The sequence below is a fragment of the Pseudomonas sp. GW821-FHT04D07 genome (assembly GCF_059420225.1).
This window is the reverse complement of record NZ_JBWKTH010000010.1, coordinates 1-12,877: the sequence shown is the minus strand read 5'-3', so window position 1 is coordinate 12,877 and position 12,877 is coordinate 1. Positions and strand designations below refer to the sequence as shown.

The window sequence follows — 12,877 nt, the reverse complement described above, 5'->3', positions numbered from 1 at the left end:
GAAAAATCGTATTACTACGTAATTACGTAGCCGATCAGTTGCCCAAGATCGCCGGAAAAGTCTCTTTAAATTATAAAATACCCATATTTTTCAAAGAGATAAAAACAACCTTCAGCCACCCTGAAAAACTGGCACGTCCTTCGCTCTAGGCCTTGCAACGATCCGCCACTCCCGGCCATCGAGAACAGCAACCCTAACGGAGACGACAACATGCCAAACGTGGAAATTGCCCATTACCAAGACGGCGACTTTCTCGTCAACTACGAAGAGAAAGTCTTCGAAGACGTCAAGGCCGAACCGGGCGCCAAGGCCCTGATGACCTTCCACACCATCGCCTTCGAAGGCTCCATCGGTCTGGTCAACCTGCTGCAGGCCAAGCGCCTGCTGCGCAAAGGCTTCGAAACCAAGATCCTGCTCTACGGACCCGGCGTGCAACTGGGTGTACAACGCGGCTTTCCTACCCTCGGCGCCGAGGCCTTCCCCGGCCATTTGGCGGTGAACAACCAGATCAAGGCCTTCATGGCCGAAGGCGGTGAGGTCTACGCCTGCCGCTTCGCCCTGCAAGCCCTGTACGGCCAGACCGAAAAAGCCCTGATCGAAGGCATCCGCCCGATCAACCCGCTGGACGTGATGGACCTGCGCCTGCTGATGCGGCGCGAGGGCGCCATGATCATCGACACCTGGACCGCGTAAGACAGCACCCGGACTCGTAAAAAGAGCCTGGTTTGCCGGCGATGGCGAGCTCAAACGCCATCGCAACGTCCAACGCCATTCAAGCGTCGATCCCCCGACAGGAATCCCCGACATGCCTACTATCCGCGCCGCCGCCGTCCAGTTCAGCCCCGTGCTGTACTCCCGTGAAGCCACGGTGGCCAAGCTCTGCAACACGCTCCTGGACCTGGGCCGCGAGGGCGTTCAGTTCGCCGTGTTCCCGGAAACCGTGGTGCCTTACTACCCCTATTTCTCCTTTGTCCAACCGCCTTTCTCGATGGGCAAGGAACATCTGCAACTGCTGGAACAATCCGTTAGCGTGCCGTCCGCTGTGACCCGGCAGCTGGGCGAGGCCTGCCGGGAAGCCGGGATCGTCGCCTGCATCGGCATCAACGAACGCGACGGCGGCACGCTCTACAATGCCCAGCTGCTGTTCGATGCCGACGGCACGCTGATTCAGCATCGCCGCAAAATCACCCCGACCTACCATGAGCGCATGGTCTGGGGCCAAGGCGATGGCTCGGGCCTGCGCGCCACCGACAGCGCCGTCGGCCGTATCGGCGCACTGGCCTGCTGGGAGCATTACAACCCGCTGGCACGCTATGCGCTGATGGCCGATGGTGAGCAAATCCACGCGGCGATGTTCCCCGGCTCCCTGGTCGGGCAGATCTTCGCCGAGCAGATTGAAGTCACCATCCGCCACCATGCTCTGGAATCCGGCTGCTTCGTGGTCAATGCCACGGCCTGGCTGGATGCCGGACAACAGGCGCAGATCATGGCCGACACCGGCTGCGCCCTGGAGCCGATTTCCGGTGGCTGCTTCAGCGCCATCGTCTCGCCGGAAGGCAAGCTGCTGGGTGAGCCACTGCGCAGTGGCGAAGGCGCGGTGATTGCCGACCTCGATTTCAATCTGATCAATAAACGCAAGCGGATGATGGACTCGGTGGGGCATTACAGCCGCCCGGAATTGCTCAGCCTGCTGATTGACCGGCGCCCTACCGCGCACCTGCATGAGCGCCGCGAAAGCTTCGAGGGACAGGCCCATGAATAACCTGAGCGCGCCCCCTGCCCGCAGTGACCTGCTGGCCGAACTGCAATGCCACGGCGTGCGCTGGCAAGGCGCCGACGGCCTGTCGCGCAAAGGCGGCGCCGGGCCGTCGGACCACAAGGCACTGAGCCTGGGCGAACACACCGCCATGGTGCCGATGCTCAACCGTGCCTCCCTCGACTCGCCCTACTCCGCCATCCCCGATGCGGCCGGGAGCCAGGCGCTGATCTTTCGCGAAGGCCGGCAAGTGGGCCAGGTGCAATTGCCGGGGGTGCCGAACTTCTATGCCCTGAGCACCGCAGACGGCACGCCCTACTGGAAAATCGCCACCCTGCACAGCAAGGACGTGCTGGCGACCACGATCCTGCAGCACTGCATCCGCATGAACGAAGCCGCCACTTCCTGCCAGTTCTGCGCCATCGGCCAGTCCCTCGCCGCGGGCAAGACCATTGCCCGCAAGCGTCCGGCGCAATTGGCTGAAGTGGCCAAGGCCGCCGTCGAACTGGATGGTGTCAAGCATATGGTCATGACCACCGGCACCCCGCAAACCTCCGATCGGGGCGCGGCGATCCTCTGCGAATCGGCGGCGGCCGTGACCGCCGTCGTCGACCTGCCGATCCAGGCCCAGTGCGAGCCGCCGGACGACGACGCCTGGTTCCAGCGCCTCAAGGACAGCGGCGTGGTCTCGCTGGGCATGCACCTGGAAGCGGTCAGCGACACCGTGCGCCAACGCATCATGCCGGGCAAGGCCGAGGTGCCGCTGGCGCGCTATTTCAGCGCCTTCGAGGCTGCCGTCCAGGTGTTCGGCCGCGGCCAGGTCAGCACCTACATTCTCGCCGGCCTGGGCGACAGCGAAGATGCCATCGCGCAGATGAGCGAACGCCTGGCCAGCCTCGGGGTGTACCCCTTCGTCGTGCCATTCGTGCCCATCGACGGCACGCCCCTGGCCCATCACCCCAAGCCTGACAGCGCCTTCATGCAACGGCTCTATCCGCGCATCGGCGCCAGCCTGCGCAGGCACGGCCTGCACTCGGACCAGATCAACGCCGGCTGCGCCAAATGCGGTGCCTGCTCGGCCCTGAAACACCACGAGTAACCGGAGTACCCGCCATGGCCGAACATGCCTTTGCCCTGATCGACAGTACCTTCAGTGATTTTCTCGCCGACGACCTGCTGGTCAAGCCCGCCGCCGAAGCCTGGGAGCGCCAGGACTATTATGCGTTGCGCCGGGCGGTGTTCAGCACCGAGCAGCAACTGCTGGCCCAGGACAAGGACGAAAAGGATTTCCAGGCCATCCCCATCGTTGCCGTGGCCCATCACTGCGGCATGCCTGAACAGGTGGTCGGTGCCGTGCGCATCTATGAGAGCGCACCCGGCGTCTGGTATGGCGGGCGCCTGTGTGTCGAGCAGGCCTACCGGCGTCACGGCATGATCGGCAAGGCGCTGGTCAATGAGGCCGTGTCGCGGGCCATCGACCTCGGCTGCCAGACCTTCCTGGCCACCGTGCAGCAAGCCAACGAGAGCTACTTCCACAGCCTGCACTGGCAGACCCTGCACCCCATGGACTTGCTCGGCCAGCCGCACTGCCTGATGCAGGCACAACTGCAGTGCTATCCGTTCATGCCACGACAGGTCGCGCTGTTGACACGCAAGGTACGCCGGCATGACTAAGCCACAACGCCTCGAAACACCGTTGCAAAGCATGCTGGCCAGGCTGTGTGACACCCCGGCGATGCGCGCCAAGCAAGCGATTCAACGCCCGGCGCGGGCACTGCCGCCACACGCAATCAACCATGACGATCGCTATGCATTGCCGGGCGACGACACGGCGGCGATTCGCTGCGGCGATCAGTATCAGCTGCTCGCCATCGAGGGCATGATCCCGGCCTTTGTCGAACAGGCACCGTGGTTCGCCGGCTGGTCGGCGGTCATGGCCAATGTCAGCGACATCACCGCCATGGGCGGCCGCGCCAACGCCGTGGTCAACGCCTATTGGCACCATGACAGCCTGGCCGCCGACAGTGTACTGGCCGGCATCCACGACGCCTGCCAGGCCTACGGCCTGATCCTCGCCGGCGGTCACACCAGCCAGGCAGCGGGCAACCCCGCAGCACTGGCGGTGGCGATCAGCGGCTGGGCCCGCAGTTTGTTGTCGACCCTGCATGTCGCGCCGGGCCAGGTCATTGCCATGGCCGTGGACCTCGACGGCCAGTGGCACGGTCATGCGCCCTACTGGAAAGCCTTCGAGAATGTGCCCGCCGAGCGCCTGCGGGAAAAACTCGAAGTCATCCCGCGTCTGGCCGAAGCCGGGCTCCTGCTGGCCGCCAAGGACATCAGCAACGCCGGGATTCTCGGCACCTTGCTGATGCTGCTGGAGCCCAACACCTGTGGCGCGAAAATCGACCTGGACGCCCTGCCCATCCCGACCGATGCGCCGCTGGAGCGCTGGCTGCAAGCCTTCCCCAGCTACGGCTTCCTGCTCACCCTGGAGCGCAAGGACCTGGCCACCGTAGAGGCCGCCTTTGCCTTTGAAGGCATTCACTGCGCCTGTATCGGCGAGGTCGATGACAGCGCCCGACTGCGGGTCAGCCAGGGCAACGAACAGCGCGAGTTCTGGAACCTGGCCGCCCAGCCTTTCACCGGATTCAGTTACCCCGAACGCCAACCTTCAGCCGTATCAAAGGAACCCTGACATGCCCGCCGTCAATATTCGCCTGCGTTGGCCCGATGGCCAGGAAAGCAACGCCTATTCACCCTCGACCACCATCTACGAGCACCTCGAAGCCGGCCGCGCCTACGTCATGGCCGAGTTTCTGCGACGGGCGGAAACCGGTCTGAACGCGGCTTCGGAACGGGTCAGGCAGGTCAAGGGGTTCTATTGCAGTGCAGCGATGGACAGCCTCGGCGGCTTGCGCTTGAGGGCCCGGGCCTTTGCCGATCCCGCCGCCCAGGTGGAAGTCCTGGAAATCAGCAACCAGGGCGCCGGCAAGGTTCACTACTCGGGCTTCGGCGATATCTGACCGCCCCCCTTCATCCCCCAGAGGACTTCAACATGACTCACTACAAAGCAATCGTCGTCGGCGGCGGCCAGGCCGGACTTTCCGCCAGTTACTACCTGCAGGAGCGGGACATCGATCATCTGGTGCTGGAAAAACACACATTGACGCACACCTGGCGCAACCAGCGCTGGGACGCCTTTTGCCTGGTGACGCCGAACTGGCAATGCGCGCTGCCAGGCCATCCCTATGAGGGTGACGATCCTCACGGTTTCATGAAAAAAGCCCAGATCATCGACTACCTCGACGGTTTTATCGCCAAGGTCAATGCCCCGGTCAAGGAAGGGGTTGCGGTGCAGCGCATGAGCGCACGCCCCGAGGGTGGCTACCTGCTCAACACATCAAAGGGTGACTTCACGGCCGATCAGGTGATCGTTGCCAGCGGCGGCTATCACACGCCCATCATCCCACGCCTGGCCGAACGTTTGTCCGACGAAATCACCCAGCTTCACTCCGAGCAGTACCGCAGCCCCCAGGCCCTGCCCGCAGGCGCCGTGCTGGTGGTCGGCTCCGGGCAGTCCGGGGCGCAGATCGCCGAGGACCTGCACCTGGCCGGTCGCAAGGTGTTCCTGGCCGTCGGCGATGCGCCGCGTTGCGCTCGCTTCTATCGCGGCAAGGATGTGGTCGATTGGCTGGCACAGATGGGCTACTACGACATCGGCGTCGACACCCATCCGCTGCGCGAAGGCGTACGCGACAACACCAACCATTACGTTACCGGGCGTGACGGCGGGCGCGATATCGACCTGCGGCGCTTCGCCAGCGAAGGCATGGAACTGTTTGGCCGACTGGACAGCCTGGACGGCAGCATCCTGAAATTCGCCTGCGACCTGGGGCCCAACCTGGATGCCGCCGACGCGGTGTACAACCGCATCAACAGCAGTATCGACAAATACATTGCCGACAACGCCATCGATGCCCCAGCCGGCACAGCGTATACCCCGCTCTGGACCCCGCAAGCCGAAAGAAGCGAACTGGATCTGGCGGACAGCGGCATCACCAGCATCATCTGGTGCATCGGTTTCCAGCCGGATTTCAGCTGGGTCGATGTAGCGGTTTTCAATGGCCGCAGCTATCCCGGTCACAGCCGTGGCGTCACCGCTCGACCCGGCCTGTATTTCCTCGGTCTGCCATGGCTGCACACCTGGGGCTCCGGCCGGTTCTCGGGGATTGCCCGGGACGCGCAGTACCTGGTGGAGCACCTGGCCGCGAGACAGCACGACTGATCAAAGCGGCCAGCACCGTGCATCACCGGATCCTACCTTGAGCAGAGCATTGCCGACCGATATCCCGGTCGGCAATCACCCGAGACCGCCATGCCAGACAATCCCCTCTTTCATGTTTCGCGCGAACAGACCTACCTGGCCAGCATGCCCAATCTGGCCTTTAGCGGGGTCTGCGAAAACTGGCTGCTGAAAGAATGCGGCCATCAACACTGGCTGGCATTGGCTAATCTGCATAATCGCCCTTTACCAGACTTTCGAGATGACCGTGGGCGTATTGCCTACGCGGCGTTTACCGCCGTACGCAGCTGGGACATGGCCCTTGAGCAGATCACGGAAAATCGCCACTTTCACATTCATACCCGCCTGAGCCGTGCCGGCCTTGCCCGACACTTCAGCGAACATCAGATCCTGCTCGGCGAGCGCACGGTGGGTCGACTGGCGTTGATCTCGACCTTCGTCAGCCGGCACACGTCCGGAGACAATCGCAGCGTCAAAAAAGCCTGCCTCGCCGGCTCGAATGCCCGAATCGCCCCACCGTCGACACGGCTCGAAGAACTGCACGCGGACAATCGACGGCTGCGCAGCGGAGAGTGGCAAAGTCACTATGGTATCCATCGCGAACAATGCGCACAGCCAAACGTGTTCGATTTCAGCCCGTGCCCGGATGTGGATTTCAACGGCGCGGGCTTCCTTTATTTTGCCAATTTCCAAGCCATGGTCGAACGGGCGGAATGGTCGCTTCCGGGACTGCGTCGCCCCGGTCATATCCGGCGCAGGGAGCTGCACTTTCATGGCAATCTGAACATCGGCGACAGCCTGCGGATCAAGCTGCATCCCAGCCAACCGGGCAACAGGAACCTGCACTGGTGCGAGCTGTATCGGCGTGGCGATGACTACAAGCTGGCCGACATCTTCACCGAGAAAGTCTACCTTTCGGATTGCAGCAGACCATGACCCGCCCCCCTCTCTGGCGCCCTCAGGGTCTACAGTTGAAAGCAGTTTACCAAGCCAGCGACCTGGAGGGGCTGGAACACCTCGACGGCCGCCCCGGTCGGGCCCCTTTCATACGTGGCCCTTATCCCGGCATGTACACCGAAAGGCCTTGGACGTTGCGCCAATACACCGGGTTTGCCGGCGCCCAGGCGTGCAATCAACGCCTGCGCCAAAGCTTGGCGGAGGGTGCCCAAGGTCTGTCGCTGGCTTTCGACCTGCCCACCCATCGCGGCTACGACTCCACCGCCCCACAGTGTCACGCCGACGTAGGCAAAGCCGGGGTTGCCATCGACAGCGTCGAAGACATGCATGAGTTGCTGGCGGGCATCGAGCTGGACAAGGTGTCGGTGTCCATGACCATGAACGGTGCCGTCCTGCCGATATTGGCCGCATTCATTGTGGTGGCCGAGGAAAGCGGCGTAGCGCCTGAACACCTGCACGGCACCATCCAGAACGACATTCTCAAGGAGTTCATGGTGCGCAACACTTACATCTTCGGCCCTCAGCCGTCGATGCGCATCAGTCTCGATGTCATCGAATACCTCAGTAAGACGATGCCAAGGTTCAACCCGATCTCCGTCTCCGGCTATCACTTTCAGGAAGCCGGGGCCGATGCAATAACAGAACTGGCGTTGACCCTGGTGAACGCCCGCACCTACGCGCAAGCGGTAGCGAAACGCGGTCTGGACCTGGAAACCTTTTGCACACGAATGAGTTTCTTCTTCGGGGTCGGCAGCGATTTTTTCAGCGAAATTGCCAAGCTGCGCGCCGCACGGCTGCTGTGGTGCGAAATGGTCAGGGATTTAGGGGTCGAGGGTGAAAAAGCCCAGGCGCTGAGAATGCACTGTCAAACCTCGGGCTGGTCACTGAGCGTCCAGACCCCGCTGAACAACGTTGCCCGCACCACTGTTCAAGCAATGGCGGCGGTGTTCGGCGGTACCCAATCGTTGCACACCAACGCCTGGGACGAAGCGCTGGCCTTGCCCAGTGAAAGCTCGGCCCGGCTTGCCCGCGATACACAACACATTCTTCAGCAGGAAACCGGGTTATGCGATGTCATCGATCCCTGGGCGGGCTCGTACATGATGGAAGCCCTGACCGCAAACATGGCGACGCAGGTACGCCAGCTCGTCGCCCGGATCGATTGCGAAGGGGGCGCGCTGAAAGGCATTGAGTCAGGCTGGATCAGCCGCCTCATTCAAGCACAAGCCATCGCCACACAAGCCCGACTCGACAGTGGAGCCCAACCGCGCGTCAAGGGGCGCGCGCTCCTGTGCACTTCGACACCCTTGCAAACCGCCTCCCCCATTGACAGCGCCGCACTGCGCACCCGCCAGGTTCAGCGCCTCGATACGCTACGACTCACCCGTCAAAGCCTGCAGGTTGAACAAACGCTGGATGCATTGACCGCCTGCGCTCAAACCGGCCAGGGCAATCTGTTGCACGCGACCATCACGGCGATCAGGGCTCGGGCAACCGTGGGCGAATGCACCCAGGCACTCGAACGCGTGTGGCCGCGCTTCAAGCTGCCGAGCGAATTCCTGCCGGGTTGCTATGGCGCACAAATACACGCGGAGCCACGATGGCACAGGCTGTGCCGGCGCGCGCAGGCGTTCAGTAGCCGACATGGTCGCCCCCCCACGGCCATTTTGGGCAAGCTCGGCCAGGATGGTCACGACCGCGGCCTGCGCCTGATTGCCGCCGCGCTGACAGACGCCGGGGTCGAAGTGCGGATACTGCCCATGTTCCTGACCCCGGACGAATTTATTGCTGCATGCCAAACGCAGGGAAACATCGATCTAATCGGCATTTCGAGCCTCGCCGGCGCTCATATCGAACTGCTGCAACAACTGATGACGTTGTTGAAGGGATTGGACTTGAAGGTCCCGGTGGTTGTCGGCGGAATCCTTCCCGAGGCGGACATTCACCGGCTTTGTTCATCGGGTGTCGCCGCCTGCTTCGGCCCCGACCAGGATGTGCTTGAGATCCTCGATCAGTTGCTCCATCTGCTCGAACAGCCTGTTCAGGATAGGACACCAGAGATCCCGTTATGACAAACCGCTGGCGTCATCCCATCTGCAGCCACGCATGGCGCTTTACAGCCTGAAACGCTCAACCAGCCCCTGGAGACCGACGGCCAACCGGGAAAGCTCGCCGCTGACAATGGACGTCTGGTGTGAGCCGGTCGCCGTTTGCGTCGACAGGTCGCGAATACTGATCAGGCTTCGATCCACCTCCCGGGCGACCTGCGCCTGCTCCTCCGCCGCCGTCGAGATCAGCAGGTTGCGCTCGTTGATCTGCTGGATCGACTCGGTGATCTCGCTCAAGGCCTGGCCCGCGGCCTCGGCCAGGCGCAAGGTGGCTTGCGCCTGCACGGTGGTCTGGTCCATGGACGCCACGGCATTACCGGTCCCGGCCTGGATATCGCGGATCATCGTCTCGATTTCCTCGGTAGACACCTGGGTCCGATGGGCCAGTGCCCGCACCTCGTCCGCCACCACCGCAAAACCGCGCCCGGCCTCGCCAGCGCGGGCAGCCTCGATCGCCGCGTTCAGGGCCAGCAGATTGGTCTGCTCGGCAATGGCGCGGATCACATCCATCACCTTGCTGATATCCACGGCCATCACCGACAGACTTTTCACATCGGTGGCAGTGGATTGCACGCTCGACACCATCTGGCCAATGGCACCGAGGGTCTCATCGACGCGAGCGCGCCCACTCGAAGCCGTCAGGCTTGAGGTGGTCGCCGCCGCCGAGGCTTGCGCCGCGTTGCTGGCCACCTCGTCGACCGCGGCGCTCATCTCGGTGACCGCCGTGGCCGCCATTGCGATTTCATTGTCCTGGCGGACCATACCCCTGGCGGCGGCCTCCGTCACCGCATGCATCTGCTCGGCGGTCGCGGCCAACTGGGTCGATGAGCCGCCAATCCGGGTAATGGTCTCGCGCAGGTTGGCCTGCATGGTCGCCAGCGCCGCCAGCAGTTGCGCCAGTTCGTCCGCCCCCTTGATCACAATGGGCTGGCTGAGATCGTTGCGGGCAATACGCCGGGCGATTTCGAGGGACTGCTCGAGAGGTGCCATGACGCTACGGGTGTACAGCCAGGCCAACAGCACCGTGGCAATCAATGACACCAGGATCAGTGCACTGACCATGACCCGTGTTTGCCGATAGACGGCGTTCGCCGCCTCGCCGGCATCCCTGGCCTTGAGTTGCCCCTGCTCGATCAGGGCCTGGATAGCGGCGGACACCTGCTCACCCCCGGGGCGCACATCCGTTTGGGTAAAACGATTGGCGCCGATCAGGTCGTTCGCCGTCATAAAGGCCAGGTACTGGTCTTCGATGACATTGAAGGCCTGGATGCTGCTTTGCAACGCATCGAACAGTGCCCGCTCTTTCGACGTTACCACCAGCCCGGACAGGCGCTTCATCTTCTCCCCGGTACTGGCACGCAGCGCGGTAATCTCCTCCAGGCCATGGGCATTGACCTCTTCAGTTTCCAACGGATTACGCAGGCTGGCATTGTCGGCACGGAGCAGGACAACGCTTTTATCCAGTTCTCCCAGTACCTGGACTGTCGGCAGGACCCTGCCTTCGACAAGATCTTCGGCGTCATTCAAAGCCGAGGCCTGCCTCAACGCAAACAGGCCCATGCCAACGATCAACAGGCAAAAAAGCCCGAAGCAGACAACCGAACGCGGCGCAAGATTCAGCTTTCTGAGAAGCATATATCACTCCAGGCAAATAAATTGGGCACGAGCGCCGGCCACCGCGGGCGAACAAGCTGAACCTGTTGTTCGCCCGCGGTGGCTGTCTGGCTCAGCCGCGATGACGGCGGCGGAAGTAGTCGACCAGGCCCTGCGTCGAGCCATCGTCGGCGGGAGGCACATCGAACCCGGTCAGACTGGTGTAGACGCTCGTGCCCAGTTCCTTGCCCAGCTCCACGCCCCACTGGTCGAAAGAGTTGATGCCCCAGACCACGCCCTGGACAAAGACCTTGTGCTCATACAACGCGATCAAGGCGCCGAGACGCCGCGGATCGAGGGTCTCCATCACCAGGGTGTTGCTGGGGCGGTTGCCCGGGATCACCTTGTGCGGGGCCAGGCGCTGCACATTGGCTTTCGACAGCCCCTTGGCCCGCAACTCGACCTCGACCTCCTTCAGACTCTTGCCGCGCATCAGCGCCTGGCTCTGCGACAGGCAGTTGGCGTACAGCCAGTGATGATGGTCGGCGACCGGCTTGTGGCTGACCACCGGCACGATAAAGTCCGCCGGGATCAACGTCGTGCCCTGGTGCAGCAATTGGTGATAGGCGTGCTGACCGTTGCAACCGACACCGCCCCAGATCACCGGCCCGGTGGCGCAGGACAGCGGCGAGCCATCCTGGCGCACGCTCTTGCCGCTGGACTCCATGTCCATCTGCTGCAGGTGCTTGACGAAGTTGCGCAGGTAATGGTCGTAGGGCAGGAAGGCATGGGCCTGGGCGTCCCAGAAATTGCGATACCAGATGCCCAGCATCGCCAGCAGCAGCGGCATATTGCTTTCGAACGGTTGGTTGAGGAAGTGCTCGTCCATGGCATGGGCACCGGAGAGCAACTCCTTGAAGTTGGTCATGCCGATGGCCAGGGCGATCGGCAGACCGATCGCCGACCATAACGAATAACGGCCACCGACCCAGTCCCACATGGGGAAGATATTCTTCTCGCGGATGCCGAAATCGAGCGCCGCCTGGTTGTTGCTGGTGACGGCAATGAAGTGCCGGTAGAGCTTGTGCTCATTGCCACCGCTGCTCAGGTACCAGGCGCGCGCGGCCTGGGCATTCTTCAAGGTTTCCAGGGTCGCGAAGGACTTGCTGGAAACGATGAACAAGGTGGTTTCAGCATTCAGCCGCGCGGTCAGTTCGTGGAACTCACTGCCATCGATATTCGCCAGGTAGTGGCAACGTACCCCGGACTGCTGGCTGTAGGGCAAGAGCGCCTCGGACACCAGCTCCGGCCCCAGGAAAGAGCCGCCGATGCCGATATTGACCACATCGGTGATCGCCTTGTCACTGTAGCCACGCCATAACTGGCTGTGAATGCGGCCGACAATATCGGTCATTTTCCCCAGGGTGTCGTGGACATCGCGCATCAGGTTATGTCCGTCGACCATCACCCGATCCCCCACCGGTCGGCGCAAGGCCGTATGCAGTGCCGGGCGGCGTTCCGAGGCATTGACCGGCTCACCGTCGAACATCGCCTGGATCGCTTGCGCCACTCCGCTTTCCCGAGCCAGGCGGATCAACAACTCTCGGGTTTCCCGGGTGATCAGGTTCTTCGAGTAATCCAGGAACAGCCCACAAGCGGAAACGGAAAACTCGTTGAAACGCCCGGCATCCGCCTGGAACGCCTCGCGCATGTTGAAGCGCTGCATGGCCAGCCGATGCGTATCAAGCGCCTGCCAGGAAGCCAGGCCCGTCGCATCGAGGGGTTGCAGATAGTGCTTGGCTGGGCAGTGTCCGTCAGACGCCGACTGCGGCGCCTGTACGGTCATTCCCCCACCCGCGGCTTGGCCAGCAGGGCTTGCGCGGTTGCAAGCAGGTTGTGCAGGGTAATGCCGAAGTGTTCGTACAAGGCTGGCGCGGGCGCCGACTCGCCGTAGGTGGTCATACCGATCACACGACCTTCCAGGCCCACGTACTTGTACCAGTAGTCCGCGTGCGCGGCTTCGATGGCGATCCGCGCACCCACTTGCAGCGGCAATACCGCCTGCTTGTAGCTCGCATCCTGCGCATCGAAGATGCTCGTGCACGGCATCGACACCACACGGACCTTGCGGCCCTGCTCGGTCAGCTTGTCGTACGCCTG

The 12,877-nt window shown here is 62.7% G+C and carries 12 protein-coding genes and 1 pseudogene; 9 read left to right on the top strand and 4 right to left on the bottom strand.

Going from position 1 to position 12,877, the window contains the following annotated elements; translation table 11 throughout:
* Positions 1-210: 210 nt before the first annotated feature.
* The 9 genes from AC07T0_RS14310 (at position 211) to scpA (ending at position 9,088) form a co-directional block, all read left to right on the top strand.
* The gene (locus AC07T0_RS14310) at positions 211-693 is read left to right on the top strand and encodes an MSMEG_0572/Sll0783 family nitrogen starvation response protein (RefSeq protein WP_495001798.1); all 483 of its coding nucleotides are present in this window, start codon (positions 211-213) and stop codon (positions 691-693) included.
* A 112-nt stretch (positions 694-805) separates the two neighbouring features.
* Positions 806-1,762, top strand: coding sequence for a Nit6803 family nitrilase (locus AC07T0_RS14305; protein ID WP_495001797.1), 957 nt, complete (start codon positions 806-808; stop codon positions 1,760-1,762).
* Complete coding sequence (locus tag AC07T0_RS14300; protein WP_495001796.1) at positions 1,755-2,855, top strand: MSMEG_0568 family radical SAM protein; 1,101 nt, start codon at positions 1,755-1,757, stop codon at positions 2,853-2,855. Before AC07T0_RS14305 ends, AC07T0_RS14300 begins: the two co-directional genes overlap by 8 nt.
* 14 nt (positions 2,856-2,869) lie before the next feature.
* Positions 2,870-3,430 carry an MSMEG_0567/Sll0786 family nitrogen starvation N-acetyltransferase gene (locus AC07T0_RS14295; protein WP_495001795.1) on the top strand — a complete coding sequence of 187 codons (561 nt, stop codon included), beginning with the start codon at positions 2,870-2,872 and terminating at the stop codon, positions 3,428-3,430.
* Entirely contained in the window at positions 3,423-4,451 is a 1,029-nt protein-coding gene (locus AC07T0_RS14290; protein WP_495001794.1) for a sll0787 family AIR synthase-like protein, read from the top strand. Before AC07T0_RS14295 ends, AC07T0_RS14290 begins: the two co-directional genes overlap by 8 nt.
* Position 4,452: 1 nt before the next feature.
* Entirely contained in the window at positions 4,453-4,779 is a 327-nt protein-coding gene (locus AC07T0_RS14285) for an MSMEG_0570 family nitrogen starvation response protein (RefSeq protein ID WP_495001793.1), read from the top strand.
* Positions 4,780-4,811: 32 nt separating this feature from the next.
* Positions 4,812-6,041 carry an MSMEG_0569 family flavin-dependent oxidoreductase gene (locus tag AC07T0_RS14280; RefSeq protein WP_495001792.1) on the top strand — a complete coding sequence of 410 codons (1,230 nt, stop codon included), beginning with the start codon at positions 4,812-4,814 and terminating at the stop codon, positions 6,039-6,041.
* A gap of 144 nt (positions 6,042-6,185) precedes the next feature.
* On the top strand, positions 6,186-6,995 hold the full coding sequence (locus AC07T0_RS14275) for a Pnap_2097 family protein (RefSeq protein ID WP_495001791.1): 810 nt from the start codon (positions 6,186-6,188) through the stop codon (positions 6,993-6,995).
* Positions 6,992-9,088 carry a methylmalonyl-CoA mutase gene (scpA, locus tag AC07T0_RS14270; protein ID WP_495001790.1) on the top strand — a complete coding sequence of 699 codons (2,097 nt, stop codon included), beginning with the start codon at positions 6,992-6,994 and terminating at the stop codon, positions 9,086-9,088. Before AC07T0_RS14275 ends, scpA begins: the two co-directional genes overlap by 4 nt.
* A gap of 42 nt (positions 9,089-9,130) precedes the next feature.
* Here the strand turns inward: scpA and AC07T0_RS14265 are convergent, their stop codons facing one another.
* The 4 genes and pseudogenes from AC07T0_RS14265 to AC07T0_RS14250 form a co-directional block, all read right to left on the bottom strand.
* A complete protein-coding gene (locus AC07T0_RS14265) occupies positions 9,131-9,859 on the bottom strand; it encodes a methyl-accepting chemotaxis protein (protein WP_495001934.1) in 729 nt (242 codons plus the stop codon).
* Between the two features lie 126 nt (positions 9,860-9,985).
* A pseudogene (locus AC07T0_RS14260) lies at positions 9,986-10,759 on the bottom strand (MCP four helix bundle domain-containing protein); the annotation flags it as partial.
* A 91-nt stretch (positions 10,760-10,850) separates the two neighbouring features.
* A complete protein-coding gene (pgi, locus tag AC07T0_RS14255) occupies positions 10,851-12,563 on the bottom strand; it encodes a glucose-6-phosphate isomerase (protein WP_495001789.1) in 1,713 nt (570 codons plus the stop codon).
* On the bottom strand, positions 12,560-12,877 hold a 318-nt coding region (locus AC07T0_RS14250), incomplete at its 5' end, for a transketolase-like TK C-terminal-containing protein (protein WP_495001788.1). The genes pgi and AC07T0_RS14250, both read right to left, overlap by 4 nt.